At 55.4% G+C, this 24,681-nt stretch carries 18 protein-coding genes, 2 tRNA genes and 1 riboswitch; of the genes, 5 read left to right on the top strand and 15 right to left on the bottom strand.

Annotated elements, in window-relative coordinates:
• Positions 1 to 4 precede the first annotated feature (4 nt).
• Both lpxK and thiL read left to right on the top strand, forming a co-directional pair.
• A complete protein-coding gene (lpxK, locus tag KO088_RS04160; RefSeq protein WP_215493698.1) occupies positions 5 to 1,108 on the top strand; it encodes a tetraacyldisaccharide 4'-kinase in 1,104 nt (367 codons plus the stop codon).
• 66 nt (positions 1,109 to 1,174) lie between these two features.
• A complete protein-coding gene (gene thiL, locus KO088_RS04155; protein ID WP_215493697.1) occupies positions 1,175 to 2,212 on the top strand; it encodes a thiamine-phosphate kinase in 1,038 nt (345 codons plus the stop codon).
• A gap of 140 nt (positions 2,213 to 2,352) precedes the next feature.
• On the opposite strand, the gene KO088_RS04150 is transcribed toward thiL, so the two are convergent.
• The gene (locus KO088_RS04150; protein WP_215493696.1) at positions 2,353 to 3,120 is read right to left on the bottom strand and encodes a tetratricopeptide repeat protein; all 768 of its coding nucleotides are present in this window, start codon (positions 3,118 to 3,120) and stop codon (positions 2,353 to 2,355) included.
• Between the two features lie 451 nt (positions 3,121 to 3,571).
• On the opposite strand from KO088_RS04150, the gene KO088_RS04145 reads away from it, so the two are divergent.
• Positions 3,572 to 3,655 (top strand) — tRNA-Leu (locus tag KO088_RS04145).
• 604 nt (positions 3,656 to 4,259) lie between these two features.
• On the opposite strand, the gene purB is transcribed toward KO088_RS04145, so the two are convergent.
• The 14 genes from purB to mscL form a co-directional block, all read right to left on the bottom strand.
• Positions 4,260 to 5,600 (bottom strand): adenylosuccinate lyase, encoded by a 1,341-nt coding sequence (purB, locus tag KO088_RS04140; protein WP_215493695.1) that lies wholly within the window; start codon positions 5,598 to 5,600, stop codon positions 4,260 to 4,262.
• A gap of 99 nt (positions 5,601 to 5,699) precedes the next feature.
• The gene (locus KO088_RS04135) at positions 5,700 to 6,158 is read right to left on the bottom strand and encodes a DUF4293 domain-containing protein (protein ID WP_188807618.1); all 459 of its coding nucleotides are present in this window, start codon (positions 6,156 to 6,158) and stop codon (positions 5,700 to 5,702) included.
• Between the two features lie 22 nt (positions 6,159 to 6,180).
• Complete coding sequence (locus KO088_RS04130) at positions 6,181 to 6,507, bottom strand: DNA-directed RNA polymerase subunit omega (RefSeq protein WP_009432420.1); 327 nt, start codon at positions 6,505 to 6,507, stop codon at positions 6,181 to 6,183.
• A 33-nt stretch (positions 6,508 to 6,540) separates the two neighbouring features.
• Positions 6,541 to 7,347 (bottom strand): outer membrane protein assembly factor BamD, encoded by an 807-nt coding sequence (locus KO088_RS04125; RefSeq protein WP_044123896.1) that lies wholly within the window; start codon positions 7,345 to 7,347, stop codon positions 6,541 to 6,543.
• Between the two features lie 718 nt (positions 7,348 to 8,065).
• Entirely contained in the window at positions 8,066 to 9,400 is a 1,335-nt protein-coding gene (locus KO088_RS04120) for an NAD(P)/FAD-dependent oxidoreductase (RefSeq protein WP_215493694.1), read from the bottom strand.
• Between the two features lie 176 nt (positions 9,401 to 9,576).
• The gene (locus KO088_RS04115) at positions 9,577 to 10,341 is read right to left on the bottom strand and encodes a methylated-DNA--[protein]-cysteine S-methyltransferase (RefSeq protein ID WP_215493693.1); all 765 of its coding nucleotides are present in this window, start codon (positions 10,339 to 10,341) and stop codon (positions 9,577 to 9,579) included.
• Entirely contained in the window at positions 10,334 to 11,005 is a 672-nt protein-coding gene (locus KO088_RS04110) for a thiamine diphosphokinase (RefSeq protein WP_215493692.1), read from the bottom strand. The genes KO088_RS04115 and KO088_RS04110 overlap by 8 nt, the downstream gene beginning before the upstream one ends.
• 16 nt (positions 11,006 to 11,021) lie before the next feature.
• The gene (gene pnuC / locus KO088_RS04105; protein WP_215493691.1) at positions 11,022 to 11,633 is read right to left on the bottom strand and encodes a nicotinamide riboside transporter PnuC; all 612 of its coding nucleotides are present in this window, start codon (positions 11,631 to 11,633) and stop codon (positions 11,022 to 11,024) included.
• Between the two features lie 18 nt (positions 11,634 to 11,651).
• Positions 11,652 to 13,943, bottom strand: a complete 2,292-nt coding sequence (locus KO088_RS04100) for a TonB-dependent receptor (protein WP_251419794.1) — start codon at positions 13,941 to 13,943, stop codon at positions 11,652 to 11,654.
• Between the two features lie 52 nt (positions 13,944 to 13,995).
• Positions 13,996 to 14,098, bottom strand: a riboswitch (TPP riboswitch).
• 116 nt (positions 14,099 to 14,214) lie between these two features.
• A tRNA-Leu gene (locus KO088_RS04095) sits at positions 14,215 to 14,296 on the bottom strand.
• A gap of 92 nt (positions 14,297 to 14,388) precedes the next feature.
• Complete coding sequence (locus tag KO088_RS04090; RefSeq protein ID WP_215493689.1) at positions 14,389 to 17,223, bottom strand: C10 family peptidase; 2,835 nt, start codon at positions 17,221 to 17,223, stop codon at positions 14,389 to 14,391.
• A 20-nt stretch (positions 17,224 to 17,243) separates the two neighbouring features.
• Complete coding sequence (crcB, locus tag KO088_RS04085) at positions 17,244 to 17,633, bottom strand: fluoride efflux transporter CrcB (protein ID WP_215493688.1); 390 nt, start codon at positions 17,631 to 17,633, stop codon at positions 17,244 to 17,246.
• A 22-nt stretch (positions 17,634 to 17,655) separates the two neighbouring features.
• On the bottom strand, positions 17,656 to 18,534 hold the full coding sequence (locus KO088_RS04080; RefSeq protein WP_188807610.1) for a nucleoside phosphorylase: 879 nt from the start codon (positions 18,532 to 18,534) through the stop codon (positions 17,656 to 17,658).
• A 1,043-nt stretch (positions 18,535 to 19,577) separates the two neighbouring features.
• Positions 19,578 to 20,000, bottom strand: coding sequence for a large-conductance mechanosensitive channel protein MscL (gene mscL, locus KO088_RS04075; RefSeq protein WP_215493687.1), 423 nt, complete (start codon positions 19,998 to 20,000; stop codon positions 19,578 to 19,580).
• Positions 20,001 to 20,308: 308 nt separating this feature from the next.
• On the opposite strand from mscL, the gene KO088_RS04070 reads away from it, so the two are divergent.
• Both KO088_RS04070 and KO088_RS04065 read left to right on the top strand, forming a co-directional pair.
• Positions 20,309 to 22,567 (top strand): cation:proton antiporter, encoded by a 2,259-nt coding sequence (locus KO088_RS04070; RefSeq protein WP_215493686.1) that lies wholly within the window; start codon positions 20,309 to 20,311, stop codon positions 22,565 to 22,567.
• A gap of 51 nt (positions 22,568 to 22,618) precedes the next feature.
• Positions 22,619 to 24,646, top strand: coding sequence for an alpha amylase C-terminal domain-containing protein (locus KO088_RS04065; RefSeq protein ID WP_215493685.1), 2,028 nt, complete (start codon positions 22,619 to 22,621; stop codon positions 24,644 to 24,646).
• Positions 24,647 to 24,681: the final 35 nt, after the last annotated feature.

Genomic DNA, 24,681 nt, shown 5'->3' with positions numbered 1-24,681 from the left:
TGTAATGAAGAAAAGTAATAATCCGCTCCTCTATCCGCTCTCCTGGCTCTACGGTCTGGGGGTAGGCCTGCGCAACTTTCTCTTCAACCAAGGCATACTCAAGCAGCAGTCTTATCCCATTCCCTTGATCTGCGTCGGGAATATCACCGTCGGTGGGACGGGGAAGACGCCCCATGTCGAGCTACTCATCTCGATCCTTCGTAAGCAATATCATATCGCTGTCATCAGTCGTGGCTACAAGCGAAAGAGCCGTGGCTTGAGGGAGGTGACCCTGACCTCGACAGCTGAAGAAGTCGGAGATGAGCCCAAGCAAATCAAGCAGAAGTATCCCGAGGTGCGCTTCGTCGTCGATGGCAATCGTCGCCGTGCTATGCGCTACCTACTCGCACTCCCTGAGGAAGAGCGCCCCGAGGTGGTCCTCCTCGATGATGGCTTCCAGCACCGCTACGTGCAGCCCTCCTTCAATATCCTGCTCATCGATGCCCAGCGTGAGCTGCATGATGATGAGCTTCTCCCCCTCGGAGGCTTGCGCGAGCCTGCTACGGCACGCTATCGTGCCGACTGCATCATCCTGACGAAGTGCCCACATGATATGCAGCCGATCAAGCTGCGTATCATGCAGCGCAACCTTGATCTCTATGCGCATCAGGAGATCTTCTTCTCACGCATCCACTATCAGCATCCACGCGCAGTGCGTACGCTCCTCGGTGAGGCTGGTAGTCCGCTCCCTAAGGATGCACTCGTCATCGCTCTCTCGGGGATTGCCTCGCCTGGGCTCTTCTTCTCCTTCCTTGCCGAGCGATATGAGCTGATTGACCAGCTCGTCTATCCTGACCATCATCAGTTCCGCCGAAAGGACTTTACGGCGATCGGTGAGCGCTGGCAGGAGCTGTGTGAGCAGCACTCGGGGCATCCTGTCTACATCGTCTGCACGGAGAAGGATGCGGTGCGCTTCACCGATAGCCTTGGGGAACTCCCTGAAGAGCTGGTCAAGCAACTGTACTTCCTCCCGATCGAAACGCAGATACTCTACAAGCCGCAGGAGTTTCGTGAGATGATATGTAAGGCGGCTAATTCCCTGCCTCCCTCCCTGCAAGGGCTGCGCTAAGGGGCTTTTCCTCTCCCATCGAAGGTGCTGCGCTTGCGGTGCCTATCCCAAGTATTCTATATCTATATGCAACGAACAGAGATCTCTTCGCTCGGCGAATTTGCGCTCATCAAGCGCCTGACCCGAGACTTCCCCATACAGCATGAGAGCACCCGCCGTGGTGTGGGTGATGATGCTGCCGTCATCGCGTACCCCGAAGGACTGCAGACACTCGTGACGACTGACCTCCTTCTTGAGGGTATTCACTTTGACTTGACTTATACTCCGCTCAGACACTTAGGCTATAAGGCTGCTGTCGGGAGCTTCTCTGATATCTACGCGATGAATGGACATCCACAGCAACTCACCTGCTCTATTGGTGTTTCGGCTCGCTTTGCTGTGGAGGATCTCGAGGAGCTCTATTCTGGTATTCGCCTTGCATGCAGTCGCTATGGGGTAGACTTAGTTGGGGGAGATACCTCGGCAAGCCTCACGGGGCTCTGCATCAGCATCACCTGTCTGGGAGCTGCTCGCGAAGAGGAGATCGTCTATCGTAGTGGTGCTCAGCCTACCGACCTCATCTGCGTCAGTGGTAACCTTGGTGCCGCCTATATGGGACTCCAGCTTCTGGAGCGTGAGAAGCGCGTCTTCGCAGGGGAGAAGGGAGACTTCGAGCCTGACTTTGCCGAGCATGAATACATCCTCGAGCGTCAGCTTCGCCCCGAAGCCCGCCAAGATATCATCCTTGCTCTTCGAGAGAAGGGACTGCGTCCCACGTCGATGATCGATAGCTCGGATGGCTTAGCCTCCGAACTCCTCCACCTCGCGACGGAGAGTGGTGTAGGGGTGCGTATCTATGAGGAGCGTCTGCCGATCGATATCGAGACGCTTCGCATGGCTGAGGAGCTGAATATGTCGACGACGACCGTAGCGATGAATGGTGGCGAAGACTTTGAGCTCATCTTCACTATTCCGCTTGCTGAGCTGGATCGCCTGAAGGAACTGGATGGTATCCATATCATCGGTCATGTGACCAGTCCTGGGCAGGGCTGCTACCTCGTTACCTCCGATGGTGCAGAGCTTCGTCTGCGTGCTCAAGGCTGGCCTGATGAGGCAGAGGAATAAAGTCCGTCTACTATATAGCCTACTTGTCCTCTATCTACAGGGGACTAATAAAATAGAAGGGTACTCTCCTTAAGTGGAGAGTACCCTTTGTACGTATAGGAGTTCTTGTAGTGTGTAAGCTCATCGAGCTTGAGTTATTGCTAATGTGTGGGGCGAAGCTGACAGCGCCAGTAGCGCAGGAGCTCCGTGTGGTCGCCAGAGGCAAGGTTCTCTTCGAGCAGATGGATGATGAGCTCCACAGCCTGCGAAGAGCCAAGGTGCGCTGCTTGCTCAGCATAGTAGTAGGCAGCGTCGTAGTCAATGGGCCCCCCGCCATTGCCAGGGAGGAAGCCCTTGGCGACGATCAGATAGGCCGTCCCCGAACCAGCCTCCATAGCCTTGCGGAGGTAGTTGATAGCTGTGTCTTCGTTGGCCTCTACGCCCTTCCCATCGTGATAGAGATGATAGAGCTGGAGATAGGCATCGGAGAAGCCTCGCTCTCCAGAGGCTTGGAGGTAGAAGAGCGCCTGTGGAGGTACAGCTGTACCTTCCTTTTCTTCGATCTGGATAAGAGCACTGGTATAGAGTGCTAAGGGATAGCCTTGCTCTGCAGCCTTGGTCAGCCATTCGAAGGCAGGACGATCGCTTTCTTCCCCATGCCCCGAAGCGTAGTAGTCAAAGAGGAGGTACTGTGCTTCGGCGTCGCCACCCTCAGCTGCCGCCCGTACTTCTTCGAGGCTGCGCGTGCCGAAAGAGGGGGCGGTGGGTAGGTCAATGTGTGTCAAGTTAATTGCAGGGTGAGAGCAAGAGGCTACGCTTTGGGAGGTAGTTGCTTGAGAAGATGATGCCTGTGCCTCGGTGCTTTGGGGGTGCCGTCCTTCCTTGTTGCTGGAGAAGAGCTGTGCGATTTTTGAGAAAATATTGCTCATTGATTAGGTTCTTTTCTGAAACTTGGTGGCGTGTATTATTGCCTACTTTGTTAAATGAATGCTCGTATACAACTGCAAATATAAGGAAATAGTCTATCTAATGTATCTCTATTTTGATATGAAAGCTGCCTCAGAGGTGGAATATCTGTAGGGCTCTCACATTACTCGTAGGGATCTTGTGAAGTGGAAGGCGCTTATCTTGATAAGCTACAAGGGCTTATCCGGAGAGTCATGCAGACAGACTCATACCAATAGTAGTATGCGGTATGAACCACTATTGGTCTCGGTGCAAACCACTATTGGTATGTGGTGCATTCCAGTAGTGCTACGAGTGGAAAGCAATAGTGCTTCGCGCATGGAGCAGTAGTGGAATGCACCGCATAGTAGTAGTGCAATGAATCCGTATCGGCTACTTCTAATAATTGTCGTATCTTTGCAGCCGATCCGATAAGCCCAGATGGCGGAATCGGTAGACGCGTTGGTCTCAAACACCAATGGACGAAAGTTCGTGCCGGTTCGATCCCGGCTCTGGGTACAATGAAGCGATCCCCACTATGGTCACCAGACCATAGTGGGGATCGCTCTTTTAGCCGTAGGCCCGTGGTGCTTTTATACGTTCTATTACCTCAAAAGTGAAGAAAATCATCCGCTGATAGGGGGAGCAGCGGATGAAAAAGGGACGGATTCGGTACTCTTTCTCGCTGCTCAAGAAAATTTTTCTGTGCTCATTTGTGAAGGTATTATCTCCTCGTATGGAGGTGGATTCACCTTATTCTCTTGATGCAATTCGTTGATACATAGAGTTTATACTCTGTATGTGTGCATAAGGAATACGCTATATCTATGCGGGAATAGTAGCCCTTCACAGAAGAAGTTTAATCAATTTTATAGATTTATTTGGTAGTATAAAAAAATGTCGTACCTTTGTAGTGTGTTTTTCATGGTATTAGATTTAAGGTTAACAGAGAGTAGGGGCTGTCGGGAGACAGTCCCTATTCGTTTTTGGTAGGTTGGGGGGCGAAGACGGCCCACCACATTATATAAAAGTGTGCCCCCGAGTAGCGATAGAGCTACTCGGGGGTACACTTGTTTTATGGGCTCAGTGGGCGGGGGGCGTCCGCTGAAGCTGGGTGGGGGGCTTAGAGCCCCGTGTAGTTGTGGGGGGAGATGCGGTGCATCTCTTCCTTGATCGCGTCGCTGACAGCGAGGCCTTCGATGAAGTCATAGATGGACTTCTCCGTGATGGCTGCGTTGGTACGCGTGAGTTCCTTGAGGGCTTCGTAGGGCTTGGGGTAGCCTTCGCGACGGAGGATCGTCTGGAGTGCTTCGGCTACGACGGCCCAGTTGTGCTCAAGATCTTGGTAGAGGGCATCCTTGTTGAGGAGTACCTTTCCGAGACCCTTACGCAGGCTCTTCAGTGCGATGAGGCTGTGTGCCAAGGGCACACCGACATTGCGCAGTACGGTCGAGTCGGTGAGGTCACGCTGCAGGCGTGAGATGGGGAGCTTGCGAGCGAGGAAGCCATAGATGGAGTTCGCGATGCCGAGGTTACCCTCTGCATTCTCGAAGTCAATGGGATTGACCTTATGAGGCATAGCCGATGAGCCGACTTCTCCAGCACGGATCTGCTGCTTGAAGTAGTCCATCGAGATATACATCCAGAAGTCGCGCGCCAGGTCGATGAGGATGACGTTGATACGCGTCAGCACATCGAAGAGGGCAGCCATCTGGTCGTAGTTAGAGATCTGCGTGGTGAAGGCTTCACGCTCGAGGCCGAGGCTACGGACAAAGTCTGCAGCGAAGCGCTTCCAGTCATGCTGAGGGTAAGCTACGGCATGGGCATTGAAGTTCCCCGTAGCTCCGCCGAACTTCGCTGTGTGAGGCAGCGCTTCGAGCGTCTTGAGCTGCTCCTGCAGGCGGTAGACGTAGACCTCGATTTCCTTACCGAGGCGCGTGGGGGAGGCTGGCTGCCCGTGGGTACGTGCCAGCATAGATACGTGCTCCCACTCCGTAGCGTAGAACTGGAGCTGATCGACCAGCCCACCGAACTCAGGCAAGAAGACGTGCTCGACAGCTTCGCGGATCATCAGAGGGAAGGACGTATTGTTGATGTCCTGGGAGGTGAGCCCGAAGTGGACGAACTCCTTCTCATCGCTCAGGCCGAGGGCATCGAACTTCTCCTTGATGAAGTACTCGACGGCCTTGACGTCGTGATTCGTCACGCGCTCGATCTCCTTGATTCGGAGGGCATCCTCGGTGGTGAAGCTCAGATAGATATCGTGGAGGCGATCCGTTCGGTCCTTGCTGAGGATACCACGGAGGTGGGGGAGCTCTTCGCAGAGGGCGATGAAGTAGAGGATCTCTACACGTACGCGGTAGCGGATGAGGGCTTCCTCAGAGAAGTAAGAGGCGAGTGCCTCTACTTGGCCGCGGTAGCGCCCATCGATGGGGGAGATAGCTTGTAGCGAATCGAATTGCATGATTGCAGAGTAATAGATGTGATAGGAGGGGAAGGGGGAGAAAGCAGCGAAGCACCTCCCGTCTCACATATGTAGAGGGAGGTGCTTCGCTGATGGGGATTATCGTAGGCGCTGTGAGGCTCGGATAAGCGTCTCGTCGTAGATCATACGGCGGGAGGCGAAGTAGAGCAGAGGCAGGCAGATGATCGGCAGAGCCAGTGGGAAGCGGATGGCGAAGGTCGCCCCGTTCGCTGAGCAGAACTGAGAGCTGGCCCAAGCGATGTAGATGAGTTCGCCGATGATGACCAGCATCGTCAGGATCGTCAGGCGCATCTGCAGGATTCTTCGCTTGTAGAGGAAGATCAGCCCGAGTGATGCGCAGCCCGTCAGGATGCTGAGTACACCGATGGCCCAGGTGCTGTGCAGCGTCGTGCTGTCGACAGCGCTATAGATGCGCCAGTTGTCGAGGACGCAAGCCTGCCCCTCGGGGAGGGTGAAGACCGCGACGTCCTGCAGGGCAAAGGTGATCATGATGAGCCCCACAAGGAGGAGCCATACTGTCTGTATGCGTTGCCACATAGCGATAGAGAGCTTGTCGGGACTACTTCTTGGTGCGCCCAGCGATGTTGTGGTAGAGCTCGCCGTCTTCGTACTCCTTAGCAGCGATGAGCGTAGGCTTGGGCATGCGCTCATACTGGCGGGAGATCTCGATCTGCTCTTCGTTCTCGACCATCTCCTGCTGATCGTCGGTGTAGACTGCGAACTCCTGCAGCTTAGCTTCGAGCTCTTGCTTCGTCTCCTGGGCGATCTGGTTCGCACGCTTGGCGATGATCATCACGGTCTCGTAGATGTTCTCCGTGTCCTTGCTGAGGCTGACCATGTCACGGCTAATCGTGTTGGTCGGTACATTCTTTTTGTACTTAGGCATATTCTTTATTCTCTATGATACTTCGTGGGTGGATTATTCGCTGACCTTCTTGCTGTTCATGCGGTCAAAGATCTTCTGTGCCTGCTTCGTGTACGTCCCGTTGGGGAAGTCATTGAGGTAGGCATAGTAGGTGTCGATGACGTCGCGGAGACGCTCCTGCAGCTTCTCGGGGACGCTGAGGTCAGCCATCTCGGCCTTGGCTCGCAGGATGAGGAAGGTCAGGTCTTCCTTGTGCTTAGTGAAGGGGTAATCCTTCAGAGCATTCTGCGCCGTGATGATGCACGACTCGTAGTTGTTGCCGAGGTAGAGGCCAAGGTTGTAGTAGAGCTTGGCAGCGAGGAACTCCTTATAGGCGAGCTTGTCCTGCAGCTCAAAGAGCATCAGTTCGACCTCTGAGCTATGCTTGCCCTTGGGGTAGAAGTCGAGGTAGGACTGGAGCTCCTTGATAGCCCCGATGGTAGCGCTCTGATCCAGTCGTGGGTCAGGCGATGCTTGGAAGAGGCAGTAGCCAGCCTTGAAGCGGGCTTCCTCGACCATGGGTCCCTTGGGGTAGCTCGTATAGTAGTTCTGGAAGTAGCGTGAAGCTTCGCTCTCATCGCCCCGCTGGAGGTAGGCGTCGGCCAAGAGATAGGTACTCTGAGGGCCTTCGTTCGTACCGACGAGCTGGGGGACGATGTCTTCGAGGAGGCTCACGACACGCCCATATTTCTTCTCATTATAGCTTTTCTTGGCGAAGGAGTAGCGCTCCCCGAGGTCCGTGGACTTCTGCACGCGGTAGTACTCACCACATGAAGAGAGGAGCAGGAGCCCTGCACAAGCCAAACAAAGTCTTTTGATCATATATAATATCTCATCATAGCCCAATTCCTTCTTATATATTGAGCCTCGCGGGCAAAGATACGACTTTCCAAGGGAATGCGCCCCATATTTTTCGCTCCAAGGCTGATGGGGTAAGTGTCCGTGCTACGCTTGGGACAAGCTGCTGAAGAGAGTGGACTTGAGATCGTGACGCTATGAGGGGTAAATATAAGGTGTAGCTATGGGTACTACCCTCTGATGGAGGCGAAGAGTATGAACCAATAGTGGTATGTAGAGTGAACCTATATTAGGTTGTTGCTCCGTGTAGGGATAAAAGTTGTGGACGAGTGGCAGATAAGTTTGGACTACGTACGTGGACGATAAATCTATGTACGTGGATATTTGGATTTACGTGCCTAGTCTTTAAGACTACGTACATAGATACGGAAAAACTACTACGTGAAGGCGCTTTTTTCTTCACGAGAGCAGCACCTTTCCCTCCGCTGGATAAGAGGAATACTCGCGATAAAGTGAAGGGCTTGTGTATCACTTCGGAGAGGCATGTCGGGGAGCTGGGCGCACGATGCCTTAGCACTCTAAATAGAGGATAGGACTCGCGGCAACAGTCTCCTATAGCTTGCCTTCGCGTCCTATATAGCTTCGCCCGCTGATCTATATTCGTCAAGGCGATATCTTACTGATAAGGCCCACCCTGCACGATACAGGGTGGGCCTTATCAGTAAGAGGAAATGTCAGCTACCTACTCTACACGCGTGTCTCGGTTGGCGAGACGCTCTTGACGAGCCTGGTAGGGATCGACGGGTACGTTGCGCTTGAGGATGAGGCGGAGTGAGCGGTCGTAGGTCACATAGTTCCAGATCCAGTTGAGGAGGACGATGACCTTGTTGCGCACCGAGAGGATGGAGCGCAGGTGGACGACGAGCCAGAGGAGCCAGGCGGTGAAGCCACCCCACTTGGCCTTGCCAATCTCTGCGACGGCACGGTTTCGGCCAATGGTAGCCATCGAGCCAAGGTCTTTGTAGCGGAAGGTCTGCTGCTTTCCTCCCGTGAGGCGTGCCTTGAGGTTCTTGGCCAGCAGGGCTGCCTGCTGGATAGCGACCTGAGCCATCTGAGGATGCCCCTGAGGGTAGGCTGGGTCAGCCGTCATGAGGCACTGGTCCCCGAGGGCAAAGACGTCGGGTACGCCCTGTACTTCGTTGTAGCCATCGACAAGGATACGCTTGCCACGACCGAGAGAGTCGGCCTGGATACCCTCGATGGTGTTGGCGATGATACCGCTGACCCAGATGACTGTGCGGGTATTCATCTTCGTCCCATCACCGAGGGTGAGCACGCGGCCATCGTAGTCGGTGACCATCATGTTGTGGTGGATCTCGACGCCAAGAGAGGTAAGGCCTTCGGCGGCGGTGCGAGAGCTCTTCTCACTCATCGCCTGCAGGAGGCGGGGCGAAGCGTCGATGAGGTGGATCTTGAACTGGTCCGTCTCCATGTCGGGGTAGTCCTTCGGCAGGACATAGCGCTTCATCTCTGCCAGTGCCCCTGCGATCTCAACTCCCGAAGGACCGCCACCGACGATCGCTACCGTGAGGAGGGCTTCGCGGGTCTCGGGCTTGTCTGAGACGAGCGCCTTTTCGATGTTCTGCAGGAGGACGTTGCGCAGGTTCATCGATTCATAGAGGGTCTTCATCGGCAGGCTATGCTTGGCGACCTGCTCATTGCCGAAGTAGTTCGTCGTACCACCGCATGCCAAGACGAGGTAGTCGTAGGGCACTTCGCCCACCGAGGTGATGAGCTGCTTCTGCTCGGGCTCAACGCCGATAACGTTCGCCAGGCGGAAGATGAAGTTCTTCTTGCGCTTGAAGGCAGCACGGAAGGGGAAGGCGATGGAGCTGGGCTCCAGACCCGATGAGGCTACCTGATAGATGAGTGGGGGGAACTGGTGGTAGTTGTGGTGATCTATGAGAATGATCTGGAAGAGCGAAGAGTCAAGGGCTTGTGCCAGCTTGAGACCAGCAAAGCCCCCGCCAGCGATGACGACGCGTGGGAGAGAAGAAGGAGGTAGATTGATACTCATCGGGGTATATTATTAAATACTTAAATAAATGGGTAATAGGAGAACACACCTAAGCCTCAGATAGTTTACCATGTGCGATTTCCTTGTTCGTGGACTGGATATAAATAGTTAGCCCCCGCATCGTGCTCATCTTGGGCAACCGATGCGGGGGCTTGGTGTGATAAGGGTGCAGAGGACTATGCCTGCGGTGCGAGAAGCTCAGGTAAGAGGAGGATTGCCTTGCGCGCTACACCCCAGTGATAGTGGCCGATGGTGTGCTCCTTCGGCAGGACGCGGTGGCAGGGAATGAAGGGAGCTAAGGGATTGGCTCCTACGGCTGACCCGACGGCGTGGGCAGCCTGAGGCATGCCGAAGGTCTCGCCGAGGCCTTGGTAGCTGGTGTGGCTCCCCTCTGGGATGAGGAGCATACTCATCCAGACGCTCCGCTGGAAGAGCGTGCCGATGAGGTGGAGTGGGGGAAGAGCCTCCGTCGTCGGGGCTTTGAGGTAGCGAATAGCCTGCTGGAGGTATTCGTGCTCGACTTTGAGGTCGTGTGAGGCTTGGGGATAGAGCTGGCGTAGCTCAGCGTAAGCCCCCTGCCAGTCGCCGAGGGTGAAACTGCTGTAGCATAGCCCGAGTGGCGTAGTGGCTAAAAGCAATTCACCGAAGCGATAGGGGAAGAAGCAGTAGGAGACGACCCCTGTGTAGCTACTATCGAGAGTCAGTCGTGTGGGGTAGTCGGAGAGGAACTCCGCAGGGCACAGGCGAAGTGCTTCTTGAGAGAAGAGCGCGAGAGCTTCGTCTGCGGGGCAAGCGAAGAGGGTTGTGAAGGCTTCGTCCAGCTCAGCCTCACTATAACCAAGGCATAGAGTCAGCTCCATCAGTGTGGGCGGATCGGTGCGCCGAGGCGTGAGCTGATCCAGCGCACCGAGGACGATGGCGAGGGCTTCCTGCTCAGACATTGGCCAGATAGATGAGGATGGGGGAGGTGGTGTGGACGGTGATCTGATTCTCGATGGCGCAGTTCAGTGAGCCACACCATAGCGCAGGAAGTGTAGTCTCCACAAGGGGCCAGCGCACTCCTCCGAGGCTGATGGGCGTCCGCTGGAAGTTGAAGATCGATATCTGCTGCCCGATTAAGACGTCGATCGTGGAGGGCTCGGTGATGAGGAGGAAGTGGCCTTCGTCGGTGAGCATCACGAGATCCTTGACAAGGGGCGCATAGGTAGGGAGGAGTGCGAGGTTGCCAAGGAGGTGGTCTTCGCGTCCGCCACTGGCACCAAGGAGGGTGATGGCTTGCTTCCCGTAGCGAGAATGGAGATAGGTGAAGGTCTTCGTCAGGTCGTTGGTTTCCTGATCTGAGAAGTGCTGGATGCGCCCCGCTAAGAGATCCTTGAGTGCAGGAGATACCGAGTCGAGGTCCCCGATGACCGCATCGGGCAGACGGTCGGTATAGCGACGGAGCTTATTGACGGCTCCGTCACAGCAGGTGAGGCTGTAGCCCTCCTTGCCTAGTATCCAGTGGTCGATGAGCGCAAGGGGCGTGGGGGCGGTGGGGAAGGCCCCGTTCGCGAGGACGAGTGTCTGCGGGAGGGTCTCCTGAGTGAAGCGAGGGTAGGTGCGCATGGTGTCGGGGAACTACTTAGACGGTGTGCTTGTCGGGCTGCTTCATCAGCTGCCCCCACTTGCGGTAGCCAAAGAAGGCGGTGACGAAGTTCACGACGTAGACGAAGGAGGAGATGTAGTCCTCCGCTCCGTAGAGTGCGATGAAGCCAGCAGCATTCGCGATGATCCAGCAGAGCCAGTGCTGACGCCACTTCCGTGCCATCCAGAGCATGCCGATGACCGAGGCTATCGTCATGAGTCCATCCGCCCAAGGGAGCTTCCACTCGGGGATGAAGGGATGGAGGAAGAGCAGCGCGATGTAACCTACGAAGGCCAGGGCGAGGTAGATCGCCCCAGCCTTCGCCGGAATATTAGAGATGGGGACTTCTTCTCCCTCGGCATTGCCCTTACGTAGCCATGCTATCCAGCCGATGACGCTGGTCACGAGGTAGTAGATATTGATAGCGAGCATGCCGTAGAGATGACTCTGATAGCAGATCGGTATCCATAGCAAGGGTAGGATGATACCTACGGGCCAGAGCCAGATACTGGCGCGGTACTCGAGGTACAGCCAGATGAGTGACACGACGAGCGTGACGAGCTCCAGGACGTGCGAGGAGAGGAAGGAGAGGAGAGTGGTCAGATCCATAGACCGTAAAGGTAGAGATTATATCGTGATGGTCGTGCCGAGGAAGGCGTGGATACCAGCCTGAGGATAGGTCCAGGTGTAGCTGCTGATCGCACCCTTCTTGTCGAAGGTGTAGTCAGCTCCGCCATTGCTTGAGTAGCGTGCATCGAAGAGATTGTTGATCTGCAGACTGATGCTCCAGCTACGCACGAAGTGTACGGGGAGCTCATAGCCAAGGCGTAGGCTGGCCACATGGTAGGCGGGGAGACTACGCTCACGGCTCCCCGTATTGTCGAGGTACTGCATACCGACGTACTGCGAGGTTAGGGCCGCTTCGAAGGCTCGATGCGCAAAGGTCAGCGTATTGCTTAGGACCAGCTGGGGTGAGTAAGCGATAGGAGTGCGGTCGTAGGTCGTGAGCACTTCGGCCCCTGCCTGATCACTCCAAGCGTAGAGGTGGTACTGCTTGATTTGATTCTGACTGACAGCACCAGCCAGATCCCAGCGAAGCATGGGGCAGATCTTCCATGAGGCATTGAGCTCGGCACCCATGCGGTGGCTGCTGGCTACGTTCTCGCTGAGCTTACCGCCGACATCGCTCTGCTTACCATTGAGCACGAGCTGATCGTGGTAGTCCATATAATATAGGTTGAGACCAGCGGTGAAGGTGCGACTGCGGAAGCCGTAGCCTACTTCATAGTCCGTGAGGCGCTCAGCACGGGGGTAGTCCTTGGGGCTGACCTCGGTGTAGTTCTTACGATTGGGCTCTCGGTGAGCTACTGCGACCGAGCCATAGACGTGATGCTGGGGAGCGAACTGATAGAAGAGCCCTGCCTTCGGATTGAGGAAGTTGAAGGTCTTCTTGAGGTCGATCTCTTGCGCTACCATCGCTCCCTGGCTATTCTTCACGAAGTGGTCGATAGTACCTGCGATGCGGTAGTCGATGAAGCGGTACTGGAGGTCGGCAAAGAGGTTGAGACCAGTCACTACCTCATAGTTCGCCTTGACGAAGCCTGAGAGATCGGTCTTATTTGCCTTGTCTTCGTAGTAGCGCTCATTGGGCTCTACGAGGTAAGGGTAGGGAGTGACGGGAAGGCGCTCACCGTAGTGATCGCCTGTATAGTGGTTAGCAGACAGCCCAGCAGTGAGCTCCAGGCGATCGAACTTATAGTCGAGCGTCGCGATACCTCCTGCGAAATCATTGTCAAGGTACTTGGTACGAAGCAGCGTGATCTTTTTGACCTTCTGCTCCTTGCCATCCTTGCCGAGGATAGCAGCGCCATTCTCATCACGGAGGACGAATTCCTTCAGGCCGTATTCCTTGAGCTTACGCCCCGTGCGGTACTCGTCGGTGAAGCCGTAACCCTTGGTATAGTGTGCCGTGAGATTGAGTATCAAGCCCTCACTCAGGCGCTGGGTGAGCTGCGCCTGATAGTGGTACTGCTCATAGTTGTCCGTATTATATCGGTAGCGAGCATCTTGAGGTGTGCTGCCGGGATTCATGTGCCCAGCGGAGTTGTAGCGTCGGCCGTAGACGGCTTCTTCCTCGGGGCTAAGTCCGTTCCAAGCGATACCTGTGCGCTGCTTCCCACCGAAGGAGAGGAGCTTGAGGATGGTGTTCTCCCCGAAGTAGCCTCCCTGGATGAAGTAGGAGGTGCCCTCCGTACCACTGCGGTCGATGTAGCCATCCGTGGTCGTCTTCCCCAGGCGAGCTTCTAAGGCCCAATGCCCTGCGATGCGCCCTGTAGAGGCATGGACATCACGGCGGAAGGTATTGTAAGATCCACCGAGGAGGGTGAGGGAGGCGGTTGGCGTCATGGAGAAGTGGTCGGTGCGGAGGTTGAGGCTGGCACCGAAGGCAGCAGAGCCATTCGATGATGTCCCGACGCCACGCTGGAGCTGAGCATCCTGGATGCTGGAGGAGAAGTTCGGCATATTCGCCCAGAATACCCCTTGGCTCTCGGAGTCATTGAGCGGCACGCCATTGGTCATGATGTTGATACCAGCGGCATCGACCCCGCGCACTCGGAGGTAGGTGTAGCCGATACCGATACCAGGCTCGCTCGTCGCTACGACGGAAGGAGTCTGCAGAAGGAGGTAGGGGACGTCTTGCCCAAGGTTTGACTTCAGCAGCTGCCCCTTCGAGACGTTGGAGAAAGACATAGGTGTCTTCGCTGAAGCGCGTGTAGCGGTTACCTGCACTTCCTCGAGGCGGTGCGTGCTGAGACTATCTGCGAGCTGTGTAGCTGTAGCTATGGAGGGAGAGGCTAGGAAGGTAGCTGTGGCCGAGAGGACCACGGTGGAGAGGAGCGTTGTTTTTCTCTTCATCATACAATACTTATTCATTGGCATAGTAATGCAGAGCTGAAGGGGAAAGGGTAGATAATGGTCGATGAACAATCCCTACGCCAGCATGATCTGGGTCAGGTCTTGAGGGTATCATCTCAGCTCACCATCATGTGCGGTGAGCACCCCTTTGTCCTTAGTTCTTTCGGGCGCAAAGGTAAGCCAAGGTAGGGCATTTACCAAACAAATAGCGTCCCACGTATAAAAGAGAAGCAGGCGGTCTTACTCATCGATAGAGTAGATCGCCTGCTTTCAGTGCGGCTGAAGGGACTCGAACCCCCACGCCTCGCGGCATCAGATCCTAAGTCTGACGTGGCTACCAATTACACCACAGCCGCCTGTGTGAAGCCTGTTGCCCGTGGGTAAGACTTCTGTAATTGCGTGGCAAAGGTAGTGATAATATCCGTTGTAGCCAATACCGCTCGTCTGATCATCGGGCTATACGGTGCGTCGAGTAGCTCGTCCCATCCAGCACGCGCACGAGGTAGAGCCCGCGTGGTAGGGTGCTGAGCGAAAGGTTTGCCTGTGTCGTACCTGTGAGGGTATGGAGTATAAGACGCTTGCCCGTCAGGTCAAAGACCTCCAGACGAAGGAGCTGCTTGCCGAAGACTTCGACACGGCTTTCGCTGGGAAAGTAGCGAAGTTGCCCTTCCTGCTGCGCTTCTTCCTTCGGAGTCGGAGTAGGTGTCGGCTTAGGCTCTGGCTTGGGATCAGGCACGGGCACTGGTGTGGGCTGAGGTGTCGGAGTCGGCTTGGGCGTAGGCTGTGGCTGAGGTGTAGGGGTAGGTACTGGCTCAGGCTCAGGCAGCTCCTCAGTTGCAGGCTCGGCTGGACGAACCACAGCTGTCGGCGGCGTCTCTGGGCTTCGTCCTGTGATGAAGGTCACGTAGACGGCAGGCTCGTTAGGTGCCCAAGCGCTGTACACCGTCTCACCCTGTGTGACCTCTGCCACGACACGGTAAGCTCTACCTGTGATGAGGTTGCCGAGAAGCTGCTGGGTGAGGGCATCGCTCTTGACGATGTTGGTCATCGTGTAGAAGCTCGAGTGGGTGAGGGTACGTGTTGCACAGAGTGTACGGCTCCCCGTCGTGGGATCCTCGAGGTAGAGGCGTATCGTGCCGAGAGACGTGTTGGATGAAGGAGTCTTCACGCTGACAGCAAGGTATGGGCTACTACCCGTAGTGAGGTCTACAGGGTAGCTCTTGAGTTCTTGCCCTGCGGCGTCTGTGATCTGAGCGCCTACGGCCTGTACGCGTCCTGTGATGGGAGCTGATATCGTGAGATAGGTCTCCTCACGAAGCTGGTAGCGCTGTGTCGGATAGGTGCTGCTCCCATCACCATGCTTTACCTCAAGCGAGAGGCGATAGCGCCCTGCTTGTATCCCTGTAGGGAGGGTGAGAGGTAGGTGGACAAGACGTATCTCCATAGGCGTGAACTCCAGTTCAAGCGGTGCTGCTTCTTGGAAGCCCTCGACGAGCTTGCCTGCTTCGTCATAGAGGCGAAGGACGAGCTGGATATCGCGGCTGGTGGCGGCGAGATGCTTGATGACGAGGGGAAGACGGACTTCATCACCAGGATAGAGTGCGGGCTGCTGCAGGGGCTCCATGATCTGGAAGCCTCGGTCGAAGCCATCCTCCTCGATGACCTCCACCTCACTCTCTGTGAGACGAAGACCCAGGGTGGGGGCATCCAGGATGAGCTGCCAGGGAGTCCAGCTCCCATCCTCTTGGAGGCGCGAACTCATCGGACGCAGGGCATAGATACCCGCTGCGAGGCCCTCGATAGCTAAGCGGTCCGTCTCGGCCATCTCCTCACTGATGTACTGCCCATCGACCATCTGTCCATAGAGCTTGACCTTGGTGAAGCCCCCTGCACTGTGGTACTTGGAGGGATAGATACGCAGGAGATGCCCTTCGCTATCGTAGAGTCCATAGCCGTAGTCACCCTTGAAGGGGAGACCCTTGTTGATGAAGCCAGCGAGGTCTACATCGATGCTTTTCTTGCGAGCACGCTTCATGCCTCCAGCTCCATGCAGGCGGAGGAAGGCTGAGTAGTGACTTGATAACCCTGACCCCATGCCCTTCACCTCATCAGAGAGCGGGGCTGTACCCGTGCGTTTGGGACGGGCTAAGATGATTTGTATCCCTTGGGAGAAGTCGACCTTGCGACCACCAAACTCATTCCCTGCTTGCCCAGGGGCAATGCGTCGGAGGGAATAGTAGCCATCGCTTTGCCCGTCCCAGCCAAAGTTCATATGAAAGAGCCCGTCGGCATCTACTCCGTCCACGACCCAAGCGTGTCCATAGAGCTTGCCTCCACTCCGATTCATCCCACTGACGTAGATGGGGAAGCCCGCTTCAAGCTCTTCTTTCAGAAGGCGCTCGATGGTGCTTATCCCAAGGACCGAGGCCGATAGAGCAGGCGTAGCATCATAGCTGAAGTAGGCCGAGAGGGCTGCGGCAGCCTGCTCGGAGGAGGTGCTACTGGCGTACTGGGTGTAGCCCATGGATACGGCGACTCCGAGGTCAGACATGAGTTGGGCTACCGAGGTGAAGATCGGATCATCATCGGGGCGTACACGACGGTTGCTCCCCGAACCGATGTAGCGCTCATTGTTCCCATAGATGGGGCGCATATCGCTCCAGCGGTAGTGGCTTGTGGAGAAGTCGCGATAGCCGAGCTGATTGTGCGTCTTGGATCCAGTGCCTTGAGCAGGCCACTGATGATAGTACATCACCTGAGCCATAGCCACGGCTACGCACCCAGCATACATGTGCTGCTGGTCGCCATCGCTGTCGTTATAGGTCGGGGTGCCGAGGCTATAGGGGTGACCTTGTCCCCAGCGCGAGCTAACTAAGGGGGCTATTACCTTCCCGTGCTTTGGTGGATAGGCAAAGGCGCGTGCTTCGCTCTTGCCTTGTGCAGCGGGCTGAGGCTGCCCAAGAGTCGAGAAAAGTGCTCTGAGGTCCTGGGGCATGCGCTCCAGGTCAAAGCTCCCACGGTCGCTGTAGCCGATGATAGCTCCTCCTGTATCGTCCTTGGCGATGAGTGCAAAGCCCCCACCTCCCCCTACATTATATATATAGTAGGTAGGACGCTCGGTGAGCTGAAGGTGCTGGAGGCTACGTGCGGAGGTCTTGCCGACGCGGAGGACTTGGCGTGCCAGCTGCGAGGCTGTCGCTTGGTCGATGGGCTTAGCAAGGGCACTCTCTGTGAGAGCTGCGAGGGAAAGGAGTAGGGTGAGAAAGCGTAGAGGTCTATGCATAGCGTAGGATTAGGATACTATCAGAGGGTACGCCCCCAGCGAAGGCCGAGGTAAGCCAGTAGGACGCCCCCGATGAGGCTAAGGCTGAGGTAGGCCAGAGCCATAAGAAGCTCCCCGCTACGTAGGTAGTTCACGAGGTCAGCCGAGAGGGTGGAGAAGGTCGTGAAGCCACCGCAAAATCCGATGATGAGCAGCGGGCGGTAGTCAGCGCTGAGTCCCGTAGGGCGCATCATCAGCCCCAAGAGCAGCCCGATGAGAAGGGAGCCCAGGAGGTTGATACCCCAGGTCGCCCATGGGGTAGGCCGTCCGAGGAGTTGTGCTGTCCCCCAGCCAATAAGGTAACGGAGGAGGCTCCCTGAGCCTCCTCCGATGAAGATGTATAATAGGGCCTTGAGCGAAAGTGCCTCCATTTTTTTTAGCTGTGGAGGGGGCTTAGATACGCTCGAGGACGAGGTCAATAAGCCCCTCGATGCTACCCTTGTAGTCGGTGTTCATGTTCTGTGCCTTACGCCCAGCGATGATACAGCAGACGGTCATGGCGCGGTGCCCCATGAGAGCGGCAAGCCCAGCGAGAGAGGAGCTCTCCATCTCGTAGTTCGTCAGACGGTAGCCCTCGAAGTTGAAGCCCTGAATCTTCTCATTGAGCTTGGGGTCTTGCAGAGGGAGGCGCAGCTGACGGCCTTGGGGACCGTAGAAGCCATTAGCAGCGATGGTGTTCCCACGCAGGATGTCATCCTGGCAGATCTGCTGGATGAGGCTCTTGTCTGCAGCGACGACGTAGGGGCGCAGGCCTTCGATCTTCCACTCGAGCTGACTGATGAGAGCTTCTTCGAAGGCGCGATTGCGGATGCGTGCCGTATCAGAGTAGAAGTAGATCACACCGTCGAAGCCGATGGAGTGCTCGGCTGCAACGTAGGTGCCGATAGGAGTCTCGTCCTGCAGGCCGCCCGAGGTGCCGACGCGTACGAGGGTCAGCTGACGGAAGGTGTCCTTCTCTTGGCGGGTCTCGAAGTCGATGTTTGCCAGGGCATCCAGCTCATTGAGGACGATGTCGATATTGTCCGTGCCGATGCCGTGGCTGACGATGGAGATGCGCTTGCCCTTGTAAGAGCCCGTGATGGTGTGGAACTCGCGGCTCGATACATTGCACTCGATGGAGTCGAAGCGTGAAGCGACCATGTCAACTCGTGCGGGGTCCCCGACGAGGAAGACGCGGTCAGCGAGCTGCTCGGGACGCAGATGAAGGTGGAAGACAGAGCCGTCACCATTGATGATGAGCTCAGAGGTGGGGATGGTACGCTTATTACTCATAAGTATTCTTGATAGGGTAGGGAGGCGAGACGCCTCCAGATGAGTGCCTCTCCCCATGAGGAGAGGAGTGGATTACCAAAGATACGCCAACTTTTTTGGACACTGTTGATTGGGAAATTATCCTCAGATTGTTCGCTCCTCGAGTTGTGATCAAGGAGACTTCCATTTGGGGAGGATCATGGAGCAGTCTCCCGAGGGGAGGGAGGTTAACCTATATTGAGACCATTGCGCAAGGCCATCTCTTCACAGCTTGCACTTTCCTCCTTCGAACTTCTCTGCCTAAAGACCCCGATTTTCGAGGAAAGAAGGTACGAGTAATGAAGAGATGAGCTTACACAATGGTCTCATAATAGGTATATGTATATGAGTATGTGGGTCGAGCTATATAGGATGGCGAAGAAAGCTATATAGCTTTGGATTGATTCCTATATAGCTTTGTGAAGTGACCTATATTGGGTTGTTGCTCCGCATAGGGATAAAAGTTGTGGACGAGTGGTAGATAAGTTTGGGCTACGTACGTGGCTCTAATATCTACGTACGTGGATATTTGGATTTGCGTGCCTGGTCTTTAAGACTACGTACATAGATACGGAAAAACCACTATGGGAAGGCACTTTTTCTTCACGAGAATGGCACTTTCCCCTCCGCAGGATAAGAGGAATACTCGCGATAAGGCGAAGGGCTTGTTCGGTCACTTCAGAGAGGCATATCGGGGAGCTGGGTGTGCGAAGCCTTAGCGCTCTAAATAGAGGACAGGACTCTCGGAATAGTCTCATATTGGTCTCCGCTCCGACCAATATAAGTTCGCTTTCGGACCAATACTGGTCGACGTCGTGACCACTATTGGTTCACTCATTGACCACTATTGGTTCGCCCTGCAAACGAATAGTGGTTTAGATCCTCCACTTATATTGCCTCGTATATGCTCTACTCTTAGTCGCTAACTTGCCAACTTAGGGGAGGAAAGTGAAAAGCCCTTCTCCGAGCGAGGTGCTCAGAGAAGGGCTTGATGCTGTACCAGCCACAGAGGGCGGGAGAGTAGCTTAGCCGCGGCGCTTCAGCTCATCGCGGATTTCGCGCAGGAGCTCGATATCTTCAGGCGTAGCTGCAGGTGCTTCGGGGGCTGCTTCTTCCTTCTTGCGGAAAGAGTTCATGGCCTTGATCATGAGGAAGATACAGAAGGCGATGATGAAGAAGTCCACAGTCGTCTGGACGAAGTTACCCCAGTTCAGCTCAATTGCTTCCTTGACAGTCTCGCCAGCAGCATCGAGTTCGGCAGGACGCAGGACGTACTTAGCATCGCTGAAGCTGCTGCCCGTGATGAGTCCGATAGGAGGCATGATGATGTCATTGACCAGCGAAGTGATGATCTTACCGAAGGCACCACCGATGATGATACCCACAGCCATATCCATGACATTACCCTTGAGGGCGAACTCCTTAAACTCTTGGATGAACTTTCCCATTGCTTGTTTTGCTTTACGTTTTAAGTATTAATTGTAATCTCTTGCAAAGATAATCATAAAATGCAACCTCAAATATTAGCACTTTCTATGGGTGCATATATAATGTATATGGAGGCGTGCTGAGATATATGTGCTATGAGCGGCTGAGTAGGAGGATGTACCGTAGGTAAGATCCCCTCTGGAGGTGTGTGTGACCTACTGCCTACCTCCTAAAGAATTTGTATCTTTGGCGGTGCATATGGGCTTGGCTGATGAGGACGAGTACCCTCCATCTGCCGCAGCCCGCGCTTACAACACAACGGAACAGCATGCCTAAAGAGCGGGGAGCCCTTCCCTATGTCTTCTACATCGTGATACTGCTTGCCTCTGTGGCCGCCCTTTGGGGGACGCTCCAGTTAGGTGAGGCACTTACCCCTACGGCATTACGTCCCACCGAAGAAGTCGCGACGCTCTCCTCTGCCTTCGGAGACTTCAGTACCAGCGTCAGACACCATGTACACTCCACCATCGGGGTGCTCCTCCTCCAGATCCTTATTATCCTCCTTGCCGCCCGTCTTATGGGATGGGTCTTCCGCAAGATGCGTCAGCCTGCCGTCATCGGGGAGATCGTCGCAGGGATTCTCTTAGGGCCATCGCTCTTTGGCCATGTGTCTCCAGAGCTCTTTGGTGCACTCTTCCCTACGGAGAGCCTTCCTAATATCCAGTTGCTAAGCAACTTTGGGCTGATTCTCTTTATGTTTGCCATCGGTATGGAGCTCCGCTTAGGGGATATCCGTCGTCAGCTCAAGAGTAGCCTTATCATCAGCCATGCTGGGATCTTCATCCCATTTGCACTCTCCCTACCACTCAGCTACGCTATATATGCGGAGTATGCCTCGAGCCTAACGAACTTCACGCCCTTTGCTCTCTTTATCGGGATCTCCATGAGTATCACGGCCTTCCCTGTACTGGCACGTATCATCCAGGAGAACCATCTACAGCGCACGCACCTCGGGAAGCTCTCCCTCTCTACGGCTGCTGCTGGTGATATCACCGCTTGGCTCATGCTCGCTGCGATCATCGCGATCTCGCAGAGTGGGAGTATCTTGAGCACAGGCTACAATCTACTCTTCCTCATTGTCTACCTGCTGGTGATGTTTGGCATCATCCGCCCGCTCTTCCGTGTAGCGGGGAAGGTGTACAACAATACGGAGGTCATCAGCCATGGTATGGTCGGGGTGATCTTCATCCTCCTCCTGCTCTCCTCCTACATCACCGAGCTGCTGAGTATGCATGCCCTCTTCGGGGCCTTCATGCTCGGGCTTGTCATGCCAGAGGATCTCTCCTTCCGCAAGATTCTCACCGACAAGATCGAGGATGTCTCGCTGATGCTCTTCCTTCCGCTCTTCTTCGTGTCGAGCGGCTTGCAGACAGAGCTGGGGCTGATCGATAGCCCTGCTACCTGGGTGCTCCTCGGGCTCTTCACTCTTGTCGCTGTCGTCGGGAAGGTCGGTGGTACCTATGTCTCTGCACGCTTCTCTGGCGAAAGCCCTAAGAGCAGCATCTATCTCGGTGCCTTCATGAATACGCGTGGGCTGATGGAGCTCGTCGTCTTGGGTATCGGCTATGAGATGAAGATCCTGCCTCCGACGATCTATGCGGTGCTGGTGCTGATGACGGTGATCACGACGGTGATGACGATGCCGATGGTGCATCTGATCAATGTCTTCATCCGCATAAAGGGGCGTAAGCGTGACCGCATCGAGACCATTGATAAGCAGGCAGGAGCTAAGGTGCTCCTCTCCTTTGGTCGTCCTTCCTCGGGGGCTACGCTGCTGCATCTGACGAATCAGCTCCTGCGTCGTGGTGGCGCTCACCCCAATGTGACGGCTCTGCACATCACTACTGACAAGGATATCAATCCCATCGAGGCGGATAAGTTCTACCAAGACAGCTTCCGCCCCATCCTCCGTGCTGCCGAAGAGCTGGAGCAGCCTCTCGAGACCGACTATGTCGTAGCTGATGAGGTAGAGAGTGCCGTGCTGAATAAGCTCACTTCGGAGCGCTACAACCTCCTGATCGTAGGGGCTGGCGTACGTCTTTCCTCGGATGAAGATGACCGTGAAGCCAGCTCGATGCGTCAGCAGATGAGTCGCTTCATGGGCTCGTTGCCGATGCGTACCACGGAGAGCCTCCTCTCCATCCATAGCATGCTGCGCGACAAGATGGCCTTCTTCGTGCACCGTGCTCCCTGCTCGGTAGGTATCCTGCTGAGCCGTTCCTTTGATTCTCCGAAGCATATCCTCGTGTATGTGCGTAGTGCCAGCGACCTACGTCTCTTGCCCTATGCCCGCACGATGGCCGAAAATAATCAGGCTACACTGCGCATTGTCCTCTCTACTGGAGTCGCACGTGAGAGCCTCAATTCTCATCCAGGAGAAGAGATTATCACGACAGATAAGCTCTGCTCTGTCCCCGCCGAGTGTGACCTCGTGGTCGTCAGCTACACCTATTGGCAGGAGTCCTTCGATACTTGTGAAGAGCTCCTTGCACAGCTTCCTTCCACTTTAATACTCAATCTCAAATAGGTCCACTCCTCATCACTTCACGCCAGCAACTGGCCTCAACGCACAAAGACTATGACGAAGTTAGCAGCAAATGACCCATGGCTTAAGCCCTACGAAGAGCGTATCCGCCGCCGCATGGAGTTCACTCATGCCCGTGAGCGCTCGATCACTCAAGGTGGAGATATTCCCTTGGAGCAGTTTGCCGACGGCTACCTTCACTATGGCCTACACCATGATAAGGAGAAGGGGTGCTGGATCCTCCGCGAGTTCCTCCCTGGAGCTCAGAGTGTGCATCTCATTGGCTCATTCAACAACTGGCAGACGATGTCGGTGTGGAAGCTCAAGCGTGTCGATGACTATGGCAACTGGGAGATCTGTATCTCAGACAAGGCAATGCGTCACGGTGACTTCTATCGCCTCTTTGTCCACTGGGGCTATGGGAGTGGTGAGCGCATCCCCGCCTGGGCTACTCGTGTAGTGCAAGACCCCTCGACGGGTATCTTCAGCGCTCAGGTCTGGGCACCCGAGGATAGCTATACCTTCCGTCACGCACGTCCAGCTCGCACCGAAGAGCCCCTTATGATTTACGAGTGCCACATCGGTATGTCGTCAGAGGAAGGCAAGGTAAGTAGCTACCGTGAGTTCCAAGAGAAGGTCCTTCCCCGTATCATTGACCTCGGGTATAATGCCATTCAGATCATGGCTATCCAGGAGCATCCTTACTATGGCTCCTTTGGCTACCATGTATCGAGCTTCTTCGCACCCAGTAGCCGTTTCGGTACGCCCGACGAACTGAAGGCACTCATCGATGCTGCTCACGCAGCTGGTCTCAAGGTCATCATGGATCTTGTGCACAGCCATGCCGTACGCAATGAGGTCGAAGGGCTGGCATGCTATGACGGCTCTCGCACGCTCTTCTTCCACGAAGGTCCTCGTGGTGACCATCCCGCTTGGGACTCGCTGTGCTTCGACTACGGGCGCAACAATGTCATCCACTTCCTCCTCTCCAACTGTAAGTACTGGCTGGAGGTCTTCCAGTTCGACGGCTTCCGCTTTGACGGCGTCTCCTCGATGCTGTACTATAACCACGGCCTCGGCGAGTGCTTCACCTCGTACTCTGACTACTTCAATGGTCATCAGGATGCCGATGCTATGGCGTACCTCACGCTGGCCAATAAGCTTATCCATAGCGTCTACCCCGACGCGATCACGATCGCCGAAGAGGTGAGTGGTATGCCTGGTCTCGCTGCTCCCATTGAGGACGGAGGCTTTGGCTTTGACTACCGCCTCTCGATGAATATCCCCGACTTCTGGACGAAGCTCATCACGGATCACCCCGACGAGGAGTGGAGCCCAGGTGCGATCTGGTATGAGCTCACGAATCGTCGTGAAGATGAGAAGACCATCAGCTATGCTGAGAGCCATGACCAGGCACTCGTGGGCGACAAGACGCTCATCTTCCGCCTCGCTGATGCCGATATGTACTGGCACATGAGCCGCTCAAGCCGCACGCTTATCACGGATCGCGCTATTGCCTTGGATAAGCTTATTCGTCTCGCTACTGCCACCACGATGAATGGTGGATACCTCAACTTCATGGGGAATGAGTTCGGTCACCCCGAATGGATTGACTTCCCACGCGAAGGTAATGGCTGGTCCTACCACTATGCACGCCGTCAGTGGAGCCTCGCAGATAATGCAGATCTCCTCTACCATGACCTGCAGGAGTTCGACCGTGCGATGGTTCGCTTCATCGACTCGGTGAAGGCCTTCCCCTCACTCCCTATTGAGCAATATCACATCCACGAGGAGGATAAGACTCTGGCTTTCGGGCGTGGGGACTACCTCTTCGTCTTCAATTTCCACCCCACACGCTCTCACGTCGACTATCCTATCAATGTCCCTGAGGGCGCATATACCGTCGTCATCGATACCGACAGCAAGGCCTTTGGTGGCTATGGCCTTATCGACGACAGTCTCATCTATGCCACGCAGCCTGCCGAGAAGGCTGAGACTGCAGCCTGCTCAGCTCTGGCACCGCTGCGCCTCTACCTCCCCGCACGTACGGCTCTCGTGCTCAAGCGTAACACAAACAATTAAATGACTCTCCATAGTGGTGAGCCCCAATCAACTTA

The organism is Porphyromonas bobii, from assembly GCF_943169685.1.
GTDB lineage: Bacteria > Bacteroidota > Bacteroidia > Bacteroidales > Porphyromonadaceae > Porphyromonas > Porphyromonas pasteri.
This window is presented reverse-complemented; position numbering and strand designations above follow the sequence as displayed.